A 23,373-nucleotide genomic window follows, 5' to 3' on the forward strand; every position below is an offset into this window, starting at 1 on the left:
TCTCCGCCGTGACTGCCGCCGGATCGGTAACCAACAGCACAGCACCGATCCGGCCCGATCAAGCCAGCGCGGGAATCCGGGACCGGTAGTGCTCGAACAACGACGCGTTCGCCTCGTCGCCGCCCTCGACGTTGGAGCTGCGCCACAGCGGCGCGTCTTCGGCGAGCGTGATCACCTTGGCCAGCACCGAATTCCACAGGTACGCGTTGAGAATCGTCGACAGCGCGGCCGTTCGAGGCTCGCCGGCCGGGAAGCTGGCGTCGCCGGGGCGGACACCGGTGTCGAGTACGACGTCGGCCTCCTCGATGAGCGTGCTGCCGGCACGCCGGGGCGCCGCGGCCACCGACTCCCGTGAGCTGACCGCGATCACCGGCACCCCCGCCACGCGCGCGGCCCGCGCGAGTTCGACCGGGTACGGGTTCACGCCGGAGGTGGAGAACACGACCAGCACGTCGTCGGGGCCGAGCGGCTTGTCCGCCAGCACCTCGGCAGCCAGCCCGCTGCGCCGCTCGGCACTCGTGCTCGCCTGCGCGCCGTGCAGCGGCAGCAGCTGCTGGTGGTAGAGCGGATACACACAGGCCAGCCCCCCGGCCCGGTAGAACGTCTCCGCCACGGCGGCCAGCGAGTGGCCCGCACCCGCGGTGAAGATCAACCCATCCGCGCGCAGGCTCTTGACCACCAGTTCGGCGGCCCGCGCGACCTGTCCGGCGTTGTTCGCCTCGGCGGTGCGGACCGCCTCCGTCACCAGATCTTCTATCACCTGGGTAGATTAGCCACGCGAAGCGTGTCCATGGGGGTGGCGGTCGGGCGAGGGGCTGGCGAGCGAGAATGCACGACGTTCCTGTACTGCGAACCTGGCCCGCGAGTGGTCCAGTCCACGCGGTGACGCTGGTCTTGCACGGCGGCGCCGAGCACGGGCTGGCCGCGGTGCCGCCGTGGGGTCTGGCCTACCTGCGCATGGTGCCGCTGGCTCGTGCGCTGTCGGCCGCGAGCGCGCGGCACGGCGTCGAGGTCCGCTTGCTGCGTAACCGGGTCCGTGGCTGGAACGACCCCGAAGAGCACCCTGTCGCGGACGCGCGTGAGGCGCTGGCGCGCATCCACGAGGAACGTCCGGACGCGCCGGTTTTCCTTGTCGGGCACTCGATGGGCGGGCGGGTGGCGTTGCGCGTCGCCGACGATCCGGCGGTGACCGCGGTCTGCGCGCTCGCGCCGTGGACGCCGCGCGGTGAACTGGTCGAGCCGGTGAAGGAACGCACTGTGCTCATCGCGCACGGCAGGTTCGACTGGATCATCGACCCCGGGGAGTCTTACGCCTACGCCGCGCGAGCGAGCTCGGTCGCGGACCGGCTGGCACGGTTCGAGGTGCGGGGCGAAACCCACGCAATGCTGCTGCGCGCGTTCACCTGGCACCGGCTGGTCCGCGAGTTCGTGCTGGACGCACGGGGTGTGGCGCCGCTCGCGGTGTGGGCACGCGAGCCCGACCAGCGGTTACGGATACCACGGTAGGCACCGCACAACCCTTTCGGGGAGTCACACGTCCCTTCTGCGAAGGTTTGCTGTTCACTAGGGAGCCGCGAACCGAGATCGGGGACGGGTGAGAGACGCATGAGCTACGGCGGTGACTACGGCGGCTCCCGGCGGCCGCGCGGCCCCCGCGAGCATCAGCGGGCACAGATGATGCCGCTGCCTTCTCAGGAGCAACGCGCCACACGGCAGATGCCACAGCCACCGGCTGGGCCGCCGCCGGTGCCGCCCAGCCAGCAGCCGTACGACGACTGGCAGCCGCAGCCCCCGCGCCGCCGCAAGCGCCGGTTCGGTCCGGGCAAGATCCTGCTGACGCTGGTGATCCTGTTCGTGGTGTTCCTCGCCGGCATGTGGATCTACCTGGACAGCTCCATCAACCGGGTCGAGGCGCTGGCGGACTACAACGGCCGCCCGGCCGCGGCGTCGGGCACGAACTGGCTCATCGTCGGCTCGGACAGCCGTGACGGGCTCACCCCCGAACAGGAGCAGCAGCTGGCCACCGGGGACAGCGCCGCGGCGGGCGGCGGTTCACGCACCGACACGATCATGGTCGCGCACCTTCCCGACAACGACACGAAACCGACGCTGCTGAGCCTGCCGCGCGACTCGCAGGTCGCCATTCCCGGCCATGGCCGCGGCAAGATCAACTCGGCGTTCTCCATCGGCGGGCCGCAGCTGCTGGTGAAGACGGTCGAGCAGGCGACCGGCCTGCGCATGGATCACTACGCGGAGATCGGGTTCGGCGGGTTCGCGAACATCGTGGACGCGATCGGCGGCGTCGACATGTGCATCGACAAGCAGATGCACGACGACTTCACCAACATCACGATCCCCGCGGGCTGCCAGACCCTCGACGGCGCGCACGCGCTGGGCTTCGTGCGGATGCGGCACAGTGACGCGACGCCGCGGTCGGACCTGGACCGGGTGGAGAACCAGCGGAAGTTCATCGGCGCGCTGGTGAGCCAGATCGCGACACCGGGCACGCTGCTCAACCCGTTCCACTTCTTCCCGCTGCTGTCTTCGGCCCCGGACGCGCTGACCATGGATTCGGGCGATCACCTGCAGAACATGCTCGCCATGGCCTGGTCGATGCGCGGCATCTCGGACGGCGGCGTGATCACCACGACCGTGCCGGTGACCTCGGCGTCGGCGGAGAACTGGGACAAGGCGAAATCGAAGCAGCTGTTCGACGCCCTCCGTGGAGACGCGCAGATCCCCGACAGCGTGATCATGAACTGACCTTCGCCGCCGGGGATCGCGGGCCGGCTCAGCCTTCGGGCAGCCAGTTTCCGTGGAAGCCGAAGGGAACGCGCTGCGGGAGGTGCACCGTGGCCACCGGCGCCGCGGCGACGTTCCCGGCGTCGAGCACGACGAGGTCGCTTCGGTCCTCGGCGGTGTCGTAGACGTAGGTGAGCAGCCAGCCCTCGCCGTGCTCCGCCGGGACGAACACCGCTTCGCCGGGGATGTGTCCTTCGCCGAAGTGGTGCTCGGTCGTGGTGTTCGCGTGCAGGTCATAGCGGCGCACCAGGTTGTGGTCCACCGACGTCATGTGCCCGAACCGCACATCGGACCCGGCGAACCGGTCGTCGACGCGGGGGAACTCGCCCGGCATGTCGTCGAGCTGCTCCTCGGTCACCGTCCCGGCGGCGGGGTCGATCGTCCAGCGCCACAGCGACGAGGCGGGATCCGCGTGGCCGGCCCACCACAGGTGGTCGTAGCGCATGACCTGCACCACGATCCGGCCGTCCGGCGCGTCGAACGCGTTGAGTGTGTGGAATACGTAGCAGGGGTCGATCTCTATCCAGCGCACGCCGGCCTCGGGGCGGTCCCGGCGCAGCACGCCGAGGCGGGCGCCGTAGCTCGCGTCCCACTGGAACGGCATGCCCTTGCCGACCGAGGTCTTGTCGAACACCACGGGCAGGTCGTAGAACACGACGTGGTCGGCGGTCAGCGCGAAGTCGTGCATCATCGTCAGGCCCGGCACATCGATCGGCTGCTTGACGACCAGCTTCCCGGCCGCGTCGGCGCGGTAGTAGCTGACGTGCGGCGTGGTGATGCTGCCGTAGCCGAAGAAGTGCAGTTCCCCGGTCGTGGGGCAGATCTTCGGGTGCGCGGTCATCGAGTCGGCCAGCTCGCCGTCGAAGTCGTACGCGCCGACGGTCTCCAGGTCGGTGGTGATCTCGTAGGGCAGCGACGATTCGACGAGCGCGAGCGTGCGGCCGGCGTGGTTCACGACGTGCGTGTTCGCGACGCTGTTGTGCAGGTTCCGCGTGCCGTCGGCGTTGTACATCGGGTGTTCGGACTTGCCGAAGCTTTCGGTGCGTACCCAACGGTTCCGGTACCAGGCGGCGCGGCCGTTCTCGAGGCGGATGCCGTGGACCATGCCGTCGCCGTTGAACCAGTGGGCGCTGCTCTCGCGGGGGTTCGGGCCGTTGCGCAGGTACCAGCCGACCAGTTCGGGCGGCAGCGCGCCGGTCACCGGGAGGTCGAACTCGGTCAGCTCGTCGTGGACGGGGGCGTAGACGCCGCTCAGGTGGAAGTCGGTGGTGGCCATGTCAGCCTGCTTTCTGGATACGGGCGCGGACGGCGCGCGGGTACTGGACGGTGAAGACGGCGGGAACGCCGAAGCCGAGGACCTTGAGCGCGATCAGCGCGAAGGTGGCGTGCGGTGCGTAGTTCAGCAGCGCGATACCGGCGACGCCGCCGACGGTGAAACTGATGGCCCACACCAGCGTGACGAGCAGGTTGACGCGCTTGAACAGCGGGTTTTCCCACGACTCCGGCGGGGTCATCATGCGGGCGATGCCGAGGGTGAACGGCCGGCCGATCAGGATCGAGCCCCAGGCGGTGACCGCCAGCCACAGCTCGGTGAGCGCCCCGGTGTAGTTCTTCAGCGGTGACGCCGGAACGCTGAACGCGATCGCGGTGAGGACGACGAAGAAGGCGAGTCCGCTCCACTCGATGATCAGCGCGTCCGGCTTGCGGCCTTCGCTGCGCGCGCGCAGCAGCACCCCGACCGAGATGACGAGGCCGGTCAGACCGGCCCAGCGCCAGTCGAACTGGGTCGCGACCACGGCGAACGCGATCCACGGGAGAAAACTCTTCAGATAGTTCACGACGGACCTTTCCCCGACGTTCCAGTTGTGACATGTCGAAACTAGAACGTCGTGATTGGACATGTCAATACTGGAATGTCATCCTGGAGTCATGAGCCTTCGACATGCGGCACTCGGGATGCTGGCCGATAGCCCCGGGAGTGGCTACGACCTGCTCAAACGATTCGAGCAGGCGATGGCCAACGTGTGGCCGGCGACGCAGAGCCAGCTCTACGGCGAACTCGGCAAACTGGAGAATGCGGGCATGATCAGGGTCCACGCCGAGGGCCCGCGCGGGCGCAAGGAGTACGAGATCACCGACGCCGGACTCAAGGAACTGCGGCACTGGCTGATCGAAGTCGAGCCGGGGCGCGCGCCGCGCAGCGAGAACTTGTTGCGTGTCTACTTCCTCGGCTCGGTCTCACGGGAGCAGGCGCGCGGCTACCTCGCGACGATGGCGCGGACGGCGCGGGAGCGCGAGAAGGAGCTGATGGAGCTGGAGTCTTCGATCAACTGGACCGACAGCAACCGGTCGGTCTACGGCCGCCTGGTGCTGGAGTGGGGCAAACGGTACGCGCAGATGTACCGCGATTGGGCCGACTGGGCCCTGAAGCAGGTCAAGTGAACGTCACTGATCGCCGGTTTCGGCGAGGCTGATCATCAGCTCCTTGCTCGCGTGGAACAGCTCGGCAAAGCCCGGGTACTCCTCGGCTTCCCCGTATTTGGGCGCGAACTCGTAGGCGGTCCACTCGCCGTCCGGCTGAATCTCGGCGGGATCGAGCAGCCACAAATCCTCGCCGCCGGCGATCACCAGGGCCCGCCGGAACAACGCGAGCAGCTCGCTGGGCTCGCCTTCCTCCTGCTCCACTTCGGCGTAGATGTCGATCAGCTCCTCGCCGGTGCCGGTGTTGCGCAGCCAGTCCAGCTCGGCACACGGACTGATCTCGTGGACCCACCCGCCGAGACCCTGCCAGCCGTCGGTGACGGTCAGGAAGACCCGCAGGCTGGGCGGGAACCGGATACCCAGGCGCTGCTCGGCGGCTGCGATGGTCTGCTCGTCCGCGGGCTCCGCGCCCAGCCAGTGGCTCTCGATCTGCTCGGTGGTCAGGCTGGAGCGTTGGTACTCGTTCGCGGTCCGCACATACACCGCGCCGTACTCGCCAAGGTAGCCACGCCAGTCTTCAGCGGTGCGCGGCGCATCCCCGGCCGACATGTCCGTCACGTCAGTGTTCCTCTCCCCCAGGCAGGTTCCGCCCGTGATTCTGGACCAGCGGCCGGCAGGCGCTACGCCGCCGCGGCGGGCTCGTCGGCGAATTGGGTGTGGTACAGCTCGGCGTAGCGGCCTTCTGCGGCGAGCAGCTGTTCGTGCGTGCCGCGTTCGGTGATTTCGCCGCCTTCGACCACGAGGATCTGGTCCGCGGCGCGCACGGTGGACAGCCGGTGCGCGATGACCAGCGCCGTCCGCCCGGCGAGTGCGTGGGTGAGCGCCTCGCTGACCGCGACTTCGGACTCCGAGTCCAGGTGCGCGGTCGCCTCGTCGAGCACGATCACCCGTGGCCCGGCGAGCAGCAGGCGTGCGATCGTGAGCCGCTGACGTTCCCCGCCGGAAAGCCGGTAACCCCGCTCCCCCACCACCGTGTCCAGCCCGTCCGGAAGGGTCCGGACCAGTTCGGCGAGCCGGGCCTGCTCCAGCGCGTCCCAGATGTCGTCGTCGGAGGCGCCGGGGCGCGCGTAGTCGAGATTCGCCCTGATCGTGTCGTGAAACAAGTGCCCGTCCTGCGTCACGACCCCGATGGTCTCGCGGATCGAGGCGAAGCTCAGCTCCCGGACGTCCACATCGGACAGCCGGATCGCGCCGGAATCGACGTCGTACAGGCGTGGCAGCAGGGTCGCGATGGTCGACTTGCCCGCCCCCGACGACCCGACGAGCGCAACCATCTGCCCGGCCTCGGCACGGAAACTGATGCCGTGCAACACTTCCTCACCACCCCGGGTATCCAATGTGGACACATCTTCCAGCGAGGCGAGGGAGAACCGGTCCGCCGCCGGATAGCCGAACCGGACGTCGTCGAACTCCACCGTCACCCCGCCGGCCGGGACGGCACGCGCGCCCGGCTTCTCGGTGATCATCGGCCGCAGGTCGAGCACCTCGAAGATCCGCTCGAACGACACGAGCGCGGTCATCACGTCGACCCGGACGTTCGCGAGCGCGGTGAGCGGGCTGTACAACCTGGTCAGCAGCAGCGCCAGCGCCACGACCGTGCCCGGCTGCAGCTGCCCGGTGATGGCCAGCCACCCGCCGAGGCCGTAGACCAGCGCCTGCGCGAGCGCCGACACCAGCGTCAGGCTGGTCATGAACCAGCGGGTCAGCATCGCCGTGCGCACGCCGATGTCGCGCACCCGCCCGGCGCGTTCGCCGAACTCGGCGACCTCGGCCTGCGGGCGGCCGAACAGTTTCACCAGCGTCGCGCCGGGCGCGGAAAACCGCTCGGTCATCTGCGTCGTCATGCCCGCGTTCAGCTGCGCCGATTCACGCTGCAGGTCGGCCATCCGCCGGCCCATCCGCCGTGCCGGCAGCACGAACACCGGCAGCAGCACCAGCGCGAGCACGGTGACCTGCCAGGACAGCGTCAGCATCACCCCGAGCGAGAGCACCAGCTGGATCACGTTGGTGACCAGGCCCGACAGGGTCGCGGTGAACGTGCGCTGGGCGCCGATGACGTCGTTGTTGAGGCGGCTGACCAGCGCGCCGGTCCTGGTGCGGGTGAAGAACGCGATCGGCATCCGCTGCACGTGCTCGAACACCGCGCGGCGCAGGTCGAGGATCAGCCCTTCCCCGATGCGCGCGGACTGCCACCGCTCGATGAGCCCGAACCCGGCGTCCGCGACCGCGAGCACCGCGACGAGTACCGCCAGCATGACGACCACCCCGGCCTGATGACCGCCGACGATCGTGTTGACGACCTTGCCGGCGAGCAGCGGGGTGGTCACCGCGATGACCGCGGAGATCACGGTCAGCACCAGGAAGATCGCGAGATTCTTCCAGTAGGGCCGGGCAAACCGGGCGACGCGGGAAACCGTGCCGGGGGTCAGCCCGTGGGGCATGTCCTTGCGGCGCATCGCCGAGCTCAGCAACAACCACGTGTTGTCCACGGCGCCTCATTTCGGAATCTCGACATTACTTCACCTCTGAGCCACGAATGACCTGGACAACGCGTCATCGCGGTACAAGCTTCCCGTAATGACAAGCAGACCGAACAGAACGATCCCCACGACCGCGAGCGTCAGGCAAAACCCCAACCGCAGGTGGCCCCGGGGCCTCACCACCGCCCCCAGAACCGCGCGGCGATGTTAACAGCAACACGCCCGGTAGCACGATGGATACATCGTGAGGGTTCCCTGGGCCTGCCTGTAATCTAGCTGGTCATGGGTGTCGAAGCGCTGGACTCACCGCGCACCCGCACCCGGCCGCGGGTTTCGCCGCTGGGGCTGGACTTGCTCTTCTACCTCGGCTGCCTGGCCTATGCGGTGGCGAGCGCGGCCGTCTCGGAGTTCTACGGGTTCCGGATGTGGGGCTGGTTCGCCGCGATCGGCTACGGGCTCGCGGCCGTGCACACGGTGTGGCTGTGGACGCAGCCGCGCCGGCCCGGTCTCTGGTATTCGCGACGCCTCGGCCTGGCCGCGATCGTCGTGTTCGCGATGCTGGTGCCGCTCGCGGTGCTCGTGGTGCGGCGACTGACCGGAGTGGACTGGCTGATCACCCCGTACTCGTGGAGCGCGCAGCCCGAGGTGTGGGTGATCGAGCGGTCCGCGGACTTGCTGCTGCACCACGGAACGCCCTATGTGGACGTCACCGCGCTCGGCCGCCCGCCGGAGGTCAACGACTACACGCCCTACGGCCCGGTGATGGCCTTGTTCGGCCTCCCGCGCGCGTTGTTCGGCGGCAACCCGGTGGCCGACGTGCTCACCGACGCCCGGCTGGTTTTCGCGCTCACCGCGTGCGTCTGCGTCTGGCTCACGTTGCGGCTCATGGGCAACCCGCGGGTGCCCGTGCGCGCGATCCAGCTCGCCGTGGCCTGTCCGCTGACCACGCTCACCTGGTCGGTCGCCGGACCGGATCTGGCGATCGTCGGACTGCTGCTGGTCTCCGGCGCGCTGGCCGTACGGGATCGTCCGGTGGCCTCGGCGATCGTGCTGGCCGCCGTGATCAGTGCCAAGCTCATCGTCGCACCGGCGGCGGTGGTGCTGGCCGTGCTGGTGACGGCGCGGCTGGGAGCCAGAGCGCTGGCCCTGTTTCTCGGCACGCTGATCATCGCCGGGGCACTGCTGACCGTGCCCGTGCTGCTGGTGAATCCGGCGGCGTTCATCGAGCACGTCATCCGGTTCCCGGCCGGGCTGGGCGTGGTGACCTCACCCGCCGCCAGTCCGTTGCCCGGTTACCTCATCGCGAGCACCGGGCCTGCGGGGAGAATTCTGGCATTCGTGCTTCTGGGCGCGGCCGCGATCATGATCATGATCTGGTTGCTGCGCCGCCCGCCCGTCACCGGCTCCGCCGCGATGGTCCAGACCGCCGTGGGGCTCGGTGCGTTCACGTTGTTGACTCCGGCCACACGTTACGGTTACCTCGTGTATCCGCTTGTGCTTCTGGGCGCGGCGATGTGTTTCCACCGTGCGGAAGGCCGGGAAAGTTTTCGGAGTTCTGTTACTTCTTCTTCACGCGAGTAGCGCCGCCGCGGCCGCGCAACTGCACACCCGATTCGGAAAGCACGCGGTGTACAAAACCGTACGAGCGTCCGGTCGACTCCGCGAGGGCGCGAATGCTGGCGCCCTTCTCGTATTTCTTCTTCAGGTCAGCGGCCAGCTTGTCGCGCGTGTTGCCGGTGATCCGCGCGCCCTTCTTGAGGTCAGCCACGTCTTTCCGCCTTCCTACGACAGTGTCCGGGGCCGTCGGCGGCCCTGCACTCGCAATGATCGAACACCGGGACGCGGAATGCCAGGCGGTAAGCGAAAAAATCCGCGGATGCAGACGATATTGGGCCATTTCGGTGTGGTTGCCTATGACAACTAAACACCCTGTGCCCCATATTCACCGGATGAGCTTATTTGTTGGCGGCTCGTCACCACCGGAGCTCACGCCAGCTGGACCAGTTCCAGGTAATCGGCGGACCAGTGATCCTCGGTGCCGTCGGGCAGCAGAATCACGCGTTCCGGCTCGAGTGCCTCGACCGCACCCGGGTCGTGGGTGACGAGCACGACCGCGCCGGTGTAGCTGCGCAACGCGTTCAGCACCTGTTCGCGGCTGGCCGGATCGAGGTTGTTGGTGGGTTCGTCCAGCAGCAACACGTTCGCCGCGCTGGACACCAGGCCGGCGAGGGCGAGCCGCGTCTTCTCACCGCCGGAAAGGGTGCCCGCGCTCTGGTCGAGCTGCTCACCGGTGAACAGGAACGAGCCGAGCAGGTTGCGCAGTTCCTGTGCGCCGGTGTCCGGGGCGAGATGGCGGATGTTCTCCCACACGCTCGCCTCGTGATCCAGCGTCTCGTGTTCCTGCGCGTAATAACCCAGGCGCAGTCCGTGTCCCGGCTCCACTTCTCCGGTGTCGGGCCGTTCCATTCCGCCCAGCAACCGCAATAGCGTCGTTTTGCCCGCGCCGTTGAGCCCGAGCACGACCACCTTGGAGCCACGGTCGATCGCGAGATCGACCCCGGTGAAGATCTCCAGTGAACCGTACGATTTGGACAGTCCCGACGCGGTGAGCGGGGTGCGCCCGCACGACGCGGGCGCGGGGAACTTGATGTGCGCGACCTTGTCGGCGTGCCGCGTTTCGTCCAGATTGGCCAGCATCTGCTCCGCGCGACGCGCCATGTTCTTCGCCGCGACCGCCTTGGTCGCCTTCGCACCGAGCTTCGCCGCCTGCTGTTGCAGAGCCGACGCCTTTTTCTCGGCGTTCGCGCGTTCCCGGCGGCGGCGCTTTTCATCGGTGGCACGCGCGTCGAGGTAACGCTTCCAGTTCATGTTGTAGTGGTCGAGTTCGCCGCGCGTCGCGTCGAGGAACCACACCTTGTTCACCACTTCGTCGAGCAGCTCGACATCGTGACTGATCACGACGAGCCCACCCTCGTGGGATTTGAGAAAACCACGCAGCCAGTTGATCGAGTCCGCGTCGAGGTGGTTCGTCGGCTCGTCCAGCAGCAGGATCGTGTCCGACCGGCCGGAGGCGCCCACATCGGACGCGGCGAACAGGATGCGCGCCAGTTCCACACGGCGCCGTTGCCCACCGGACAAAGTGCTCAGTGGCTGGGCGAGAACCCGTTCGGCCAGGCCGAGATTCGCGCAGATCCGGGCGGCATCGCTCTCCGCGGCGTACCCGCCCAGCGCGGCGAAGCGTTCTTCGAGCCTGCCGTACTTGCGGATCGCCTTGTCCCGCGCGTCGTCATCGACCAATTCGGACATGGCGGTCTGCGCCTTTTCCATGTCCCGCAACAAAGTGTCGAGGCCGCGCGCGGACAGCACCCGGTCCTTGGCGGTGACGGAAAGGTCACCTTCGCGCGGATCCTGTGGCAGGTAACCGATTTCGCTGCCGTGCCGGACGTCGCCGCCGTAGGGCTGGCCTTCCCCGGCCAGCACTTTCAGTGTGGTCGTCTTGCCGGCGCCGTTACGGCCGACGAGGCCGATCCGGTCGCCGGGCTGGATGCGCAGTGTGGTGCCGGCGAGCAGGATGCGCGAACCGGCGCGCAGCTCGAGGCCAGTGGCCGTGATCAAGGAAACTCCCGGGAACGGGGGCGGACGAGGGCAGGCGGAATGCGGCGCGCGGCGCTACTCCCTGAGAATCTCCCGGAACCCCATGCGTCCAGTGTAGCGATCAAACGCCCGCCGTTTTCTCCGACTTGCTCACAGGACGAACGAGTCCGACCACGGCTGCGACGAGCGGCCCGACAGCGCGTCGAGCAACGAGGCCGCCTGCCGGTCGGTGAGCGAGGACACGAAGTCGATCACCGCACGCCCACGGGCGAGGCCCTGCACCGCGTCCTGCCCTTCGACGCGTTCGCCGGTCGCGCCCACCAGCAGTTCCGGTGCGGTGGCCGCCAGCTCGCTGAACTCCGTGTGCGCCAGCTCGACGAGGTCGTGCAGCCGGCGCGGCAGCCGTGACTCCTCGTCACGGTCGCCTACCCACGCGTCGAGCGCGTCCACGAGCGTGGTGATCAGGCTCGCCTGGCCACGCTGGTGCAGTGCGAGTTCCGGGCGCAGCAGGACGAACCGGCGGTGCACGAACTTGAGCACGGCCACTTCGTGCCACTGCGCCGCACGGAGCGTGACATGCCCGGAGCGGGTGCTGGGCGACTCCAGCACGACCATGCCGCCGACCAGCCTCGTGGTCCAGCGCGCGGAGAACGCGGCGGTGGCCTGTTCCGCCTCGATCGAGCCGTCGAACCCGTCGGCCAGCAGGCCGTCGACGAGCTCGGTGCGCACCCGCGCGACCGCGTCGGCGAACGCGTCGTCGTCGACGATCCACGAGTCCCGCACGTGCATCCGGCGGCGCAGCAGTTCGAGCGAACGCCCGGGCCGCCGCGTCTGCGCCGCAAGCGTGGCACTGTCCATTGTGGCCAGTTCGAGCGCGTGCTCGAGCCACTGGCCGAGCTCGGTGGCGACCGGCGCGTGCTGCAGCACGCCGATGCGGTGGAAATCCTGGATGTCGTGGATGGCGTAGGCGATGTCGTCCGCGGTGTCCATCACGGAGGCCTCGATCGTCTGCTGCCACGGCTCGAGCACCACGGCGTAGGGTTCGCGCGCCTGCACCATGTCGTCGATTTCGCTGCTGTAGGCACAGAACTTGGCCGATCCGGTGCCGGGCGCGCCGGGAGGTTCGGCGGCGCCGCGCGGCGGGTTCGGCATCGTCCGCGGATGCGGGTCGGGCCGGTGCAACCTGGTCCACGGGTACTTCAGGACCGCCGCCCGCACCGCCGCGGTCAGATCGAGCCCGATCGCGGACGGGCCGCGCACGTCGGTGGTGGTCAGGATGCGAAAGGTCTGCGCGTTGCCCTCGAACCCGTCGGCGAGGCCGAACCGGTGGCGCGCGATCCGGTCGAGCACCTGCTCGCCGAGATGCCCGAACGGCGGGTGCCCCAGATCGTGCGCGAGCGCCGCGGCCTCGGCGACGTCCGGGTCGAGGCCGCCGAACTTGCCGATGAGCTCCGCCGCGTCGGGTGCGCTCAGCAGCCGGTCACTGATCGCGCGCGCGACCTGGGCGACCTTGAGGGAGTGCGTGAGCCGGTTGTGCAGCAACCCGGACCCGGCGGCGCTGACGACCTGGGTGACCCCGCCGAGGCGGGCGAAGAACGGGGAAGCCACGATCCGGTCCCGGTCGGCGCGGAAGGGGTTGCCATCCGCCAGGTCCGGCCACGCCGATTCCGCCGCGTCGTCCCGCCGCTGGGTCCGGAGATCGCGATCCACCTATCCAATCTAGCGACGCGCAGCGTCTCCGTTGAGGGTGGTGGAGGGGAGCGGTCGGCGCAAGGTAGTCCGTCCCGCATGCTGGGAACGGGGCGTCCGCCACGAGCGTTGCGGGTAACTCTGGCGACGCCAGGGTGAACATCAGTCGACGACTCTGGAGAAAGGCGCCCTGACCGGCGATTATCGGTTTCGTGCGCGCAGCCGAGAATGCCGTCCGGTTCGCTTTCCAGCCGTTGTACAGCCTGCACACCGGCGGCATCGTCGCGCTCGAAGCACTCGCCCGTCCTGATCAGTGCTCGGTGCACGAACTGCTCGACCGCGCCCACCGCGAGCGCCGGCTCGCCGAGGTCGACATCGGGCTGGCGGCCGACGCGGTGCGGGCCGAGGCGGACCAGGAGACGTTGCTGCCGCTGCACCTGAACCTCACGGCGCCGACCGCGGCCGCGCCGGAAGGTGCGTTCGGCCCGCTGCTCGACGCGCTGCTGGAAGTGCGCCGCCGCCCGCGCGAAGTGGTGCTGGAGATCGGCCCGCCGTTCGCGCAGGTCTGGCCGGAGCAACTGCTGACCGGCCTGCACCGGCTCAGTGAGCTGGGTTTCCGGCTCGCACTCGACGGTCTCGGCCGCGCCGACCTGCCGTTCGCGCTGCTGGCCGCGGCCCCCGCCGATGTGCTCAAGCTCGACCGCACCGTGCTGCGCGGGCTGCCCGACGACGCGGCTTCCGTCGCCGTCGTGGAGTCACTGCTGCACTACACGGCGCGCACGAATGCCCGGCTCGTCGCGACTGGGATCGAGACCGAGGCGCAGCTGACCGCCGCCCGCACGCTGGGGATCCGGATCGCCCAGGGCAACCTGTTCGCCCCGGCCGCCGACGGGATCAACTGGTCGCAGCTGCTCACCCCGGCGACCCCCGAGCCTGGTGACCGGATGACGCCGGGCCGCCGGGAAGCACCGCGGGTCCGGGACTTCCTGCGCCCGGCGAGCACCCTGCCCGACACGGCGACCTGTGACGATGTGCGCACCGCGCTCGCCTCCGGTGACGAGCCGACCGGCATCGTCGGCGTCGACGAGTACGACCGTCCACAGTGGTCGATCGACCGGAGCCGGTTCCTGGTGGCGGTCACCGGTCCCTACGGGCACGCATTGCACGCCAGGCGCCCGGCCGCACGGCTCGCGGATACCCCGCACGTCATCGACGCGGACGCCGGCGCGCTGGAGTTGCTGGAACTGGTCACCGACGCCGACTGGGGCCGCAGCGGCGACGATGTCGTGGTGGTCGACGAACGCGGGCGATGCATCGGTGTGGTGCTGGTGACCGAGATCGTGCGCGGGGTGGCGGAGGCGAAGGTCGAAGAGGCTGCCGCGCTCAACCCGCTGACCCGGCTGCCCGGCACCGAGTCGGTGGCCCGCGACATCGACCGCCGGATCGCCGCCCGAGAGCCGTTCGTGACGGCCTGGCTGGATGTCGATTCGTTCAAGCTGGTCAACGACAACGCCGGGTTCGCGGCGGGCGACGATCTCATCCGGGCACTGGGCCGGACGCTGACCGATCTGGCGACCCGGCTGCGGAAGACGACGGTGAGCCACGTCGGCGGCGACGATTTCCTCATCGCCTGCGACGTCGACGAGATCGGCACCATCGCCGCCGCGCTGCTGGACACCCCATGGTCGGCCGACGGCATGCCGGTCACGGTGTCGCTGGCGACGCTGGTGTGCGCGACGTCGACCATCTCGTCCTACCGCGAGGCCTCGCGGCGCCTGGCCCCGCTGAAGAAGCGCGCGAAGGCGGTGCCGGGTTCGAGCTGGGTACTGGGCCGCCCGGACACCGATCACGTCGAAATCCTCCGTGGCCGCCGCGCCATGCCCGAGCAGCGTCACGCATCGCAGCCGCTACACCAGAGCGCCTGATACATACCCGCTCCCATCTGTACTCGTCGGCATGAAACGCCTGATCGACGTCGACGACGAGAGGCCTGGAGGCCGCGCGCTCCAAGCTGGGCACCAGCACGATCAAGGACACCGTCAACGCCGCAGTGTGCTGACCCGCCTCGCGCGCAAGGAAGTTCGCGAGGTCGTTTCTCTGCGGCTGGAGCCACGGGAACTCGCCCGCTGCGCGATCTCCGACTTGGAGCTCGGATTTTCAGCGCGGAACGCCCAGGAGTGGGATGACATCCATCGTGCCGCGAGACTCTTCGAGCTCATCGAGACCGAACAACGGGACTTCGACAGTGCTGCACTACGACCGCGACTTCGAGTTGATCGCGGAAACGACCGGGCAGTCAACACAATGGGTGGTCGACCGCGGTTCGATCGATTGATTCTCGGGTTCCGACGTCTCGGTTGGTTTAGTACGCCACTCGCGCGGCACCTCGGTGGCGAAGCCGTTGGCCCAGTCTCGGCGACGTATAGACCGTTATACACTTGGCGCGACGAAAAACCCCTCCCCCGCCAAGCGAGAGAGGGGTTTCGTGTGTCAGACGGTGAAGCCGAGAGCGCGAAGCTGCTCGCGACCGTCTTCGGTGATCTTCTCCGGGCCCCACGGCGGCATCCACACCCAGTTGATCCGGAAGTCCTTGACCACACTGGCACTTCCGACGAGCACCGACGCCGTCTGGTCCTCGATCACGTCCGTCAGCGGGCAGGCCGCCGACGTGAGCGTCATGTCCAGCGTCGCGGTGTTGTCCGGTTCCACGCGGATGTCGTAGACCAGCCCGAGATCGACCACGTTGATGCCGAGCTCCGGGTCGACCACGTCACGCATGGCCTCCTCGATTTCCTCGATCGTCGCGACATCCGCCGCCGGTTGCGTCTGCTCGGGCAGGTCCGCGGCTGTCCGGCCTTCGCGCGTTTCCTCGGTCATGCTTTCGCTCCCTCAACCTTGACCAGCGCGTCCTTGAAAGCCATCCACCCCAGCAAAGCACACTTGACCCGCGCCGGGTACTTCGCGACACCGGCGAACGCGACCGCGTCCTCCAGCACGTCCTCGTCCGGTTCGATCTGACCGCGCGCCTGCATCAGTTCGACGAACGTGTCCATCACCTTGAGCGCTTCGCCCACGGGTTTCCCGACGACCAGGTCCGTCAGCACCGACGCCGAGGCCTGGCTGATCGAGCAGCCCTGCCCCTCGTACGACACGTCCGCGACGGTCTCGCCGTCGAGCTTCACCCGCAGCGTCACCTCGTCCCCGCAGGTGGGGTTGATCTGGAACGACTCGGCGTCGAACGGCTCCCGCAGGCCACGGCCGTGCGGGTTCTTGTAGTGGTCCAGGATGATGTCCTGGTACATGCTCTCGAGATTCACCGGCCCACCCCGAAAAACCGTTGCGCCTCACGCACTCCGGCCACCAGAGCGTCCACTTCGGACAGAGTGTTGTACAGGTAGAACGTGGCGCGCACGGTGGCCTGCACCTGACACAGCCGGTGCAGCGGCCACGCGCAGTGGTGCCCGACGCGGACCGCGACGCCCTGGCTGTCGAGGACCTGCCCGGCGTCGTGAGCATGGATCTCGTCGAGCACGAACGCGATCGTCGCGCCGCGGTCCTTCGTGTCCGCCGGACCGATCAGCCGCACACCCTCGATCTCCGACAGCCGGGCAATCGCCGCCTCGGCGAGCACGTGCTCGTGCTGCGCGACGCGGTCCATGCCGATCGCGGTCAGGTAGTCCACCGCGGCACCGAGCCCGACGGCTTGCGACGTCATCGGCACCCCGGCCTCGAACTTCTGCGGCGGTGGCGCGAAGGTGGTGCGCTCCAAGGTGACCAGCTCGATCATCGACCCGCCAGTCAGGAACGGCGGCATCGCCTCGAGCAGCTCACGGCGTCCATAAAGGACACCGATGCCGGACGGGGCGAGCATCTTGTGTCCGGAGAACACCGCGAAATCCACACCCAGCGCATGGAAGTTCACCGGGAAATGCGGCACCGACTGGCACGCGTCGAGTACGGTCAGCGCGCCGACTTCCTTCGCCCGCCGCACGATCGGCTCGACCGGGTTGATCGTGCCCAGCACGTTCGACTGGTGCACGAACGCGACCACCTTGGTGCGCTCGTTCACCAGTTCGTCCAGATCGGACAGATCGAGCCGGAAGTCGCCGGTGAGGTCGAACCAGCGCAGTGTCGCCCCGGTGCGCTGGCACAACTGCTGCCACGGCACGAGATTGGCGTGATGCTCCATCGCGGTGATGACGATCTCGTCACCGGGGCCGACGACAAATCGCTTCGCCGCCGGGTCCGGTTCCGTGGCCGCGTTGCTCATCGCGTACGCGACGAGGTTGATGCCCTCGGTGGCGTTCTTGGTGAACACCAGCTCTCCCGGGTCGGCGCCGACGAACTCGGCCGTCCGCGCCCGGGCGTACTCGTAGGCGTCCGTGGCCTCCTCGGCGAGCTGGTGCGCGCCGCGGTGCACAGCCGCGTTCGAGGTCTCCAGGAACTTCCGTTCCGCGTCGAGCACCTGCGCCGGCCGTTGCGAGGTCGCGCCGGAATCGAGGTACACCAACGGTTTCCCGTCCCGGACGGTGCGCGAGAGAATGGGGAAGTCGGCGCGCACCGCGGCGACGTCCAAAGGCGTGTTGGCCGTTGTGGTGGTGGTCACGCGCGCCAACTCCTTTCCTGGTTTCGGTTCCGAAGGGCTCAGACGGAAGCAGGCTCGTGCTTGCCGACGTACTTCACGTAGCCGTTTTCTTCGAGCTCCTCGGCCAGTTCCTTGCCGCCCGACTCCACAATCCGGCCATCGGCGAAGACGTGCACGAAATCCGGTGTGATGTGGCGCAAAATCCGGGTGTAGTGGGTGATCAGCATGACCCCCACCTCGTTGCCGGCCTTGTAGTCGTTCACACCTTCGGACACGATCCGCAGGGCGTCGACGTCAAGCCCTGAATCCGTTTCGTCGAGAATGGCGATCTTCGGCTTCAACAGGGCCAGCTGAAGAATTTCGTGACGCTTTTTTTCACCGCCGGAAAAGCCCTCGTTGACACTGCGCTCGGCGAACTCCGGCGAGATCTCCAGCTTGGTCATCTCGTCCTTGACTTCCTTGACCCAGTGGCGCACCTTCGGCGCCTCGCCACGCACGGCCGTCGCCGCGGTGCGCAGGAAGTTCGACATCGACACGCCCGGCACCTCGACCGGGTACTGCATCGCCAGGAACAAACCGGCACGAGCCCGTTCATCGACGGTCATGTCGAGCACGCTTTCGCCGTCCAGCAGCACCTCGCCGGAGGTCACCTCGTATTTCGGGTGCCCGGCGATCGCGTACGACAGCGTCGACTTGCCCGAACCGTTGGGGCCCATGATCGCGTGGGTCTCGCCGGAGCGGATCGTCAGGTTGACGCCCTTGAGGATCTGTTTGGCGCCCTCGTCGGTCGTGACGCCGGCGTACAGATCCTTGATTTCCAGTGTGGCCATGAGGTTTCTTTCGTCTTTCGTGGTGGGAAGGTCAGCTGCTGCGACACTGGCGGGCTCAGCCGCCGACGGCTTCCAGTTCCGTTTCGATCGCTTCCTGCAGGCGCTCGCGCACCTCGGGGATGTCGATCTTCATCAGGATCTCGTGGAAGAACCCGCGAACCACCAGCCGCCGCGCCGATTCCTCTTCGATTCCGCGCGACTGCAAGTAGAACAACTGCTCGTCGTCGAATCTTCCCGTCGCGCTCGCATGCCCCGCGCCCGTGATCTCGCCGGTCTCGATCTCCAGGTTCGGCACCGAGTCCGCGCGCGCGCCTTCGGTGAGCACCAGGTTCCGGTTCAGCTCGTACGTGTCGGTGCCCTCGGCGTCGGCGCGGATCAGCACGTCGCCGATCCACACGGCATGGGCGCCGTCCCCCTGCAGCGCGCCCTTGTACATCACGCGCGACTTGCAGTTCGTCTCGGCGTGGTCGACGAACAGCCGGTGCTCCTGGTGCTGCCCCGCGTCGGCGAAGTACAGCCCCAGCATCTCGACATCACCGCCGGAGTCGGCGAAGGTCGCGGTCGGCGAGATGCGCACCAGGTCACCGCCGAGGGTGACCACGATGTGCTTGAGCGCCGCGTCCTTGCCGAGTTTCAGGTGCTGCTCGGACACGTGGACCGCGTCGTCGGCCCAATCCTGCACACTGACGACGGTCAGCTTCGCGCCGTCACCGATCACGAACTCGATGTTGTCGGCGTAGGTACCGGAGCCGACGTGATCGAGCACGATCGCGCCCTCGGCATAGGCCTCCGCGCGCACCTGGACGTGCCCGTACGCGACGTTGCCCTCGCCGGGACCCGTCAGCCGCAGCACCGTCGGCTTCGACGCGCGGGTCTCCTTCGGCACGGTCAGCACGGTCGCCGACGTGAACGACGAGTACGCCTGGGCGGCGATCCGGTCACTCGGCTCCCCCGCCTCGCCGAGGCGGGCGTCGTCACGGCCGACGGTTTCGACACGCACCTCCGGTGCGGCGTCGGCGTCCACCTTGACCTCGCCATCGGCGACCGCGGAGCCGTCGTGCAGGCCGCGCAGCCGCTTCATCGGGGTGAACCGCCAGTTCTCCTCGCGGCCGCCCGGGACCTCGAAGGCCCCGACGTCGTACCCCGTGAAGCGCTCCGCGCGCGAAGTCGCCGGGACGGTGACTTCTACGGCCTCGGAGACGTTGTTCCCTGCCACCGCCATATCAGCCGACGGCTCCTTCCATCTGCAGTTCGATCAGGCGGTTGAGCTCGAGCGCGTACTCCATCGGCAGCTCCCGCGCGATGGGTTCGACGAACCCGCGGACCACCATCGCCATCGCCTCGTCCTCGGTCAGGCCGCGGGACATCAGGTAGAACAGCTGGTCCTCGCTCACCTTCGACACCGTCGCCTCGTGCCCCATGGACACGTCGTCGTTGCGGATGTCGACGTAGGGGTAGGTGTCCGAGCGGGAGATGTTGTCCACCAGCAGCGCGTCGCACTTCACCGTCGAACGCGAGTGGTGCGCCCGCTTGGCGACCTTGACCAGACCGCGGTAGGAGGTGCGGCCGCCGCCGCGGGCCACCGACTTCGACACGATCGTCGAGGACGTGTGCGGCGCCAGGTGCTCCATCTTCGCGCCGGCGTCCTGGTGCTGGCCCTCACCCGCGAACGCGACCGAGAGCACCTCGCCCTTGGCATGCTCGCCCATCAGGAAGACCGACGGGTACTTCATCGTCACCTTGGAGCCGATGTTGCCGTCGATCCACTCCATCGTCGCGCCCTCTTCGCACTTGGCGCGCTTGGTGACCAGGTTGTAGACGTTGTTCGACCAGTTCTGGATCGTCGTGTAGCGGCAACGGCCGCCCTTCTTCACGATGATCTCCACGACCGCCGAGTGCAGCGAGTCCGACTTGTAGATCGGCGCGGTGCAGCCCTCGACGTAGTGCACGTAGGCACCTTCGTCGACGATGATCAGCGTCCGCTCGAACTGGCCCATGTTCTCGGTGTTGATCCGGAAGTAGGCCTGCAGCGGGATGTCCACGTGCACACCCGGCGGCACGTAGATGAACGAACCACCGGACCACACCGCCGTGTTCAGCGCGGAGAACTTGTTGTCCCCGGCCGGAATCACCGAGCCGAAGTGCTCACGGAAGATCTCCGGGTGCTCGCGCAGCGCGGTGTCGGTGTCCAGGAAGAGCACGCCCTGCGACTCGAGGTCCTCACGGATCTTGTGGTAGACGACCTCGGACTCGTACTGCGCCGCGACACCGGCGATGAGGCGCTGCTTCTCCGCCTCCGGGATGCCGAGCTTGTCGTAGGTGGTCTTGATGTCGTCGGGCAGGTCGTCCCAGCTCTCGGCCTGCTTCTCGGTGGAGCGGACGAAGTACTTGATGTTGTCGAAGTCGATGCCCGACAGATCCGCGCCCCAGTTCGGCATCGGCTTGCGCTCGAAGAGCTTCAGCGCCTTCAGTCGCGCGTCGCGCATCCATTCCGGCTCGGACTTCTTCGCGGAGATGTCGGTGACGACGTCCTCGTTCAGCCCGCGTCGCGCGCTCGCGCCCGCGACGTCGGAATCGGCCCAGCCGAAGGCGTACTTGCCCAGCGAATCGATGGCCTCTTCCTGGGTCAAGGGCGTGGCGGGATCGCGCTGCTCGGCAGCGGCAGTCATGCGCTTCCTCCATCCGGAGTTCGTGCTCGTTGTCCCGGCGGGCTTTCCGCGGGGACGTGTGTGGTGCACGCGGAGTCACCGCGTGCGATGGTCGCCAGGCGCTGCACGTGAGTCCCGAGCAGCTTGGCGAACGCCTCGGTCTCCGCCTCGCACAGCTGCGGGAACTCAGCTGCGACATGGGCGACCGGGCAGTGGTGCTGGCACAGCTGTTCACCGCTGCCGACCTGACGGGTCGACGCAGCGTAACCCTCCCTGGTCAGCGCCGCGGCGAGAGCCTCGGCACGCCGGGCGGGCTCGCCCGGCTCGGTGACCGCGGCCTCATGCGGCCCGACCAGTGAGGCGACCCGGCGCTCGGCGAAGGCACGGACCGCCTCCTCACCCGCGTGCTCGGCGAGGAACCTGATCGCGGACACCGCCAGGTCGTCGTAGGCGTGCCCGAACCGCGCCCGCCCTGCCTCGGTGAGCAGGAAGAACTTGGCCGGGCGGCCGCGCCCACGCGGGCCGCGCCGGGGCGCGTCCCTGGTTTCGGCCTCGCCGTCGGCCAGCATGGCGTCGAGGTGACGCCGTACCGCCGTCGGGCTGATCCCCAGCCGGTCCGCGATCACGACCGCGGTGACCGGGCCTTCCTCCAGCAGCAGCCGGGCCAGTTCGTGCCTGGTCCGACCCTCCGGGGAAAGGACTGTCAGCGCCTGTGTGGGCACAACGCCACCCGGAGCGGTGTGCCCCCGGGGTGCGTCGCTGTTTTTCACAACATAAGTGTGTCGTATTTCGCGGCGGGAGGCAAAGACCGATCATCACGCAGTGACTCGTGTCACCGTGAGCGGTCTTCACAGCCGTGTTTTCCTCCCTCGCTAGGCTCACACTGTGGTAGTTGGCGAGCCGGACACCGAGCAGCGGTCTGCCGCGTCGCCGGTACGGCCACCGGAGACCGAGCCGCTGGAGAAGCAGGAGCTGCGGGCGCTCGACGTGATCCGCCGGTTCGGCACGATCGGCGCCCTGTTCCTCGCGGTCGGGTCGCTGGGCGCGGGGGCCGCGCCGGTGCTCAACCCGGTCCAGGATCTGCCGGTGCTGCGGCTTTTCCCGCGCATCCCGACCGTGTCGCTCGCCATCGCCTTCACCGGGATGGGCATGCTCATCGTCGGCTGGCTGATGCTCGGCCGGTTCGCCCGGCCAGGCCGGCAGCGGCTGCTGACCCGCGCGCAGATCACCCGCACACTCGTGATGTGGCTGACGCCGCTGATGTTCGTGCCGCCGATGTTCTCCCGCGACGTCTACAGCTACCTGGCGCAGAGCGAGATCGTGCACCGTGGGATGGACCCGTACGCACTGGGCCCCGCACAGGCACTCGGCGTCGGCGACGCCCTGACCAGCGGCGTACCCAATATCTGGCGGGACACCCCGGCGCCGTACGGGCCGTTGTTCCTCAAGCTGGGCAGCTGGATCGCGGGGCTGGTCGGCGAGAACGTGGTGGCCGGGGTGCTGTTGCAGCGGGCGCTGGCGCTGATCGGGGTGGCGCTGATCATCTGGGCGCTGCCGCGGCTGGCGCGGCGGTTCGGGGTGGAGCCCGCGACCGCGCTGTGGCTCGGCGCGGCGAACCCGCTCGTGCTGTTCCATCTCGTCGCGGGCGCGCACAACGACGCGCTCGGCATCGGGCTGATGATGGCCGGCCTGGAGCTGGGAGTACGGCGGCTGCCGGTCCGGGTCGCCGGTGACACCGCCCCGCCGCTGGCGCGGGGTGAGCTGCCGTTCATCGTGCTGGGCGCCGCGGTGATCACGCTCGGCGCAATGGTGAAGTTCAACGCGTTGTGGGCGCTGGGTTTCTTCGGGGTGATGATCGCCAGACGCTGGCACGGCCGGATCATCGACCTGGTGCGCGCGGCGTTGCTGATGACGGCGGTCGGTGCCGTCGTGACGGTCGCGGTGTGCCTGGGCACGGGGCTCGGTTTCGGCTGGTTGGGCGCGTTCTTCGGCACCGCGGGCACGGTGTGGAGCTGGACTTCGCCGGTGACGGAGCTGGCGCAGCTGGGCGGGGTGCTCGGGCTCGTGCTGGGGCTGGGGAACCACACCGGTTCACTGGTGGCGATCCTGGGCACGGTCGGGTACGCCATCAGCGGCCTGATCACCATCAAGTTCCTGTGGGACTGTTTCCGCTGGCGCTACCGGCCGATGATCGGGCTCGGGGTGTCGCTCGGGGTGACCTCGCTGCTGATGATCTCGCTGCAACCGTGGTACCTGCTGTGGGC

The 23,373-nt window shown here is 68.4% G+C and carries 21 protein-coding genes and 1 pseudogene; 6 read left to right on the forward strand and 16 right to left on the reverse strand.

Going from position 1 to position 23,373, the window contains the following annotated elements; all coding sequences use genetic code 11:
• Positions 1 to 58 precede the first annotated feature (58 nt).
• A complete protein-coding gene (locus GKO32_RS05615) occupies positions 59 to 760 on the reverse strand; it encodes a sugar isomerase domain-containing protein (protein WP_376765928.1) in 702 nt (233 codons plus the stop codon).
• Positions 761 to 828: 68 nt separating this feature from the next.
• Between GKO32_RS05615 and GKO32_RS05620 the strand changes: the two genes are divergently transcribed.
• Together GKO32_RS05620 and GKO32_RS05625 are read left to right on the forward strand one after the other, a co-directional pair.
• On the forward strand, positions 829 to 1,506 hold the full coding sequence (locus GKO32_RS05620) for an alpha/beta hydrolase (protein WP_154755681.1): 678 nt from the start codon (positions 829 to 831) through the stop codon (positions 1,504 to 1,506).
• A 99-nt stretch (positions 1,507 to 1,605) separates the two neighbouring features.
• Entirely contained in the window at positions 1,606 to 2,763 is a 1,158-nt protein-coding gene (locus GKO32_RS05625) for an LCP family protein (RefSeq protein ID WP_154755682.1), read from the forward strand.
• A gap of 28 nt (positions 2,764 to 2,791) precedes the next feature.
• On the opposite strand, the gene GKO32_RS05630 is transcribed toward GKO32_RS05625, so the two are convergent.
• Together GKO32_RS05630 and GKO32_RS05635 are read right to left on the reverse strand one after the other, a co-directional pair.
• A complete protein-coding gene (locus tag GKO32_RS05630; protein ID WP_154755683.1) occupies positions 2,792 to 4,078 on the reverse strand; it encodes a carotenoid oxygenase family protein in 1,287 nt (428 codons plus the stop codon).
• 1 nt (position 4,079) lies between these two features.
• Positions 4,080 to 4,640: a hypothetical protein gene (locus GKO32_RS05635; RefSeq protein WP_312867524.1), complete on the reverse strand. Its 561-nt coding sequence runs from the start codon at positions 4,638 to 4,640 to the stop codon at positions 4,080 to 4,082.
• Between the two features lie 91 nt (positions 4,641 to 4,731).
• On the opposite strand from GKO32_RS05635, the gene GKO32_RS05640 reads away from it, so the two are divergent.
• Positions 4,732 to 5,244 (forward strand): PadR family transcriptional regulator, encoded by a 513-nt coding sequence (locus GKO32_RS05640; protein ID WP_154755684.1) that lies wholly within the window; start codon positions 4,732 to 4,734, stop codon positions 5,242 to 5,244.
• Positions 5,245 to 5,247: 3 nt separating this feature from the next.
• On the opposite strand, the gene GKO32_RS05645 is transcribed toward GKO32_RS05640, so the two are convergent.
• A complete protein-coding gene (locus GKO32_RS05645) occupies positions 5,248 to 5,832 on the reverse strand; it encodes an SMI1/KNR4 family protein (RefSeq protein ID WP_154755731.1) in 585 nt (194 codons plus the stop codon).
• A gap of 71 nt (positions 5,833 to 5,903) precedes the next feature.
• On the reverse strand, positions 5,904 to 7,772 hold the full coding sequence (locus GKO32_RS05650; protein WP_312867525.1) for an ABC transporter ATP-binding protein: 1,869 nt from the start codon (positions 7,770 to 7,772) through the stop codon (positions 5,904 to 5,906).
• A gap of 273 nt (positions 7,773 to 8,045) precedes the next feature.
• Between GKO32_RS05650 and GKO32_RS05655 the strand changes: the two genes are divergently transcribed.
• Positions 8,046 to 9,344, forward strand: coding sequence for a DUF2029 domain-containing protein (locus GKO32_RS05655; RefSeq protein WP_154755685.1), 1,299 nt, complete (start codon positions 8,046 to 8,048; stop codon positions 9,342 to 9,344).
• On the opposite strand, the gene GKO32_RS05660 is transcribed toward GKO32_RS05655, so the two are convergent.
• The 4 genes and pseudogenes from GKO32_RS05660 to GKO32_RS05670 all read right to left on the reverse strand — a co-directional run bounded on the left by GKO32_RS05660 (position 9,322) and on the right by GKO32_RS05670 (position 13,067).
• Positions 9,322 to 9,531 (reverse strand): helix-turn-helix domain-containing protein, encoded by a 210-nt coding sequence (locus tag GKO32_RS05660; protein WP_005437638.1) that lies wholly within the window; start codon positions 9,529 to 9,531, stop codon positions 9,322 to 9,324. The genes GKO32_RS05655 and GKO32_RS05660 overlap by 23 nt on opposite strands.
• Before the next feature lie 218 nt (positions 9,532 to 9,749).
• A complete protein-coding gene (locus GKO32_RS40430; protein ID WP_376765929.1) occupies positions 9,750 to 10,721 on the reverse strand; it encodes an ABC-F family ATP-binding cassette domain-containing protein in 972 nt (323 codons plus the stop codon).
• A 78-nt stretch (positions 10,722 to 10,799) separates the two neighbouring features.
• Positions 10,800 to 11,348: pseudogene (locus GKO32_RS40435) on the reverse strand (ATP-binding cassette domain-containing protein); the annotation flags it as partial.
• A 159-nt stretch (positions 11,349 to 11,507) separates the two neighbouring features.
• Positions 11,508 to 13,067, reverse strand: a complete 1,560-nt coding sequence (locus GKO32_RS05670) for a deoxyguanosinetriphosphate triphosphohydrolase family protein (protein WP_312867526.1) — start codon at positions 13,065 to 13,067, stop codon at positions 11,508 to 11,510.
• A 191-nt stretch (positions 13,068 to 13,258) separates the two neighbouring features.
• On the opposite strand from GKO32_RS05670, the gene GKO32_RS05675 reads away from it, so the two are divergent.
• Complete coding sequence (locus GKO32_RS05675) at positions 13,259 to 14,971, forward strand: GGDEF domain-containing protein (RefSeq protein WP_312867527.1); 1,713 nt, start codon at positions 13,259 to 13,261, stop codon at positions 14,969 to 14,971.
• A gap of 565 nt (positions 14,972 to 15,536) precedes the next feature.
• Here the strand turns inward: GKO32_RS05675 and GKO32_RS05680 are convergent.
• Genes GKO32_RS05680 through GKO32_RS05710 form a run of 7 tightly spaced genes read right to left on the reverse strand, consistent with a single transcriptional unit; the run spans position 15,537 to position 21,831 of the window.
• Positions 15,537 to 15,923, reverse strand: a complete 387-nt coding sequence (locus GKO32_RS05680) for a metal-sulfur cluster assembly factor (RefSeq protein WP_154755687.1) — start codon at positions 15,921 to 15,923, stop codon at positions 15,537 to 15,539.
• Positions 15,920 to 16,363, reverse strand: coding sequence for a Fe-S cluster assembly sulfur transfer protein SufU (gene sufU / locus GKO32_RS05685; RefSeq protein WP_312867528.1), 444 nt, complete (start codon positions 16,361 to 16,363; stop codon positions 15,920 to 15,922). Before sufU ends, GKO32_RS05680 begins: the two co-directional genes overlap by 4 nt.
• On the reverse strand, positions 16,360 to 17,652 hold the full coding sequence (locus GKO32_RS05690; protein WP_312867529.1) for a cysteine desulfurase: 1,293 nt from the start codon (positions 17,650 to 17,652) through the stop codon (positions 16,360 to 16,362). The genes sufU and GKO32_RS05690 overlap by 4 nt, the downstream gene beginning before the upstream one ends.
• 38 nt (positions 17,653 to 17,690) lie before the next feature.
• Positions 17,691 to 18,461 (reverse strand): Fe-S cluster assembly ATPase SufC, encoded by a 771-nt coding sequence (sufC, locus tag GKO32_RS05695; RefSeq protein WP_154755689.1) that lies wholly within the window; start codon positions 18,459 to 18,461, stop codon positions 17,691 to 17,693.
• A gap of 55 nt (positions 18,462 to 18,516) precedes the next feature.
• Positions 18,517 to 19,683, reverse strand: coding sequence for a Fe-S cluster assembly protein SufD (gene sufD, locus GKO32_RS05700; RefSeq protein ID WP_154755690.1), 1,167 nt, complete (start codon positions 19,681 to 19,683; stop codon positions 18,517 to 18,519).
• Between the two features lies 1 nt (position 19,684).
• Positions 19,685 to 21,130 carry a Fe-S cluster assembly protein SufB gene (sufB, locus tag GKO32_RS05705; RefSeq protein ID WP_154755691.1) on the reverse strand — a complete coding sequence of 482 codons (1,446 nt, stop codon included), beginning with the start codon at positions 21,128 to 21,130 and terminating at the stop codon, positions 19,685 to 19,687.
• Positions 21,127 to 21,831 (reverse strand): helix-turn-helix transcriptional regulator, encoded by a 705-nt coding sequence (locus GKO32_RS05710; RefSeq protein WP_312867530.1) that lies wholly within the window; start codon positions 21,829 to 21,831, stop codon positions 21,127 to 21,129. Before GKO32_RS05710 ends, sufB begins: the two co-directional genes overlap by 4 nt.
• A 163-nt stretch (positions 21,832 to 21,994) precedes the next feature.
• On the opposite strand from GKO32_RS05710, the gene mptB reads away from it, so the two are divergent.
• Positions 21,995 to 23,373 (forward strand): polyprenol phosphomannose-dependent alpha 1,6 mannosyltransferase MptB (gene mptB, locus GKO32_RS05715; RefSeq protein WP_312867531.1); only part of this gene is annotated, 1,379 nt, incomplete at its 3' end.

Source organism: Amycolatopsis pithecellobii (assembly GCF_009707865.1).
Lineage (GTDB): Bacteria > Actinomycetota > Actinomycetes > Mycobacteriales > Pseudonocardiaceae > Amycolatopsis_E > Amycolatopsis_E pithecellobii.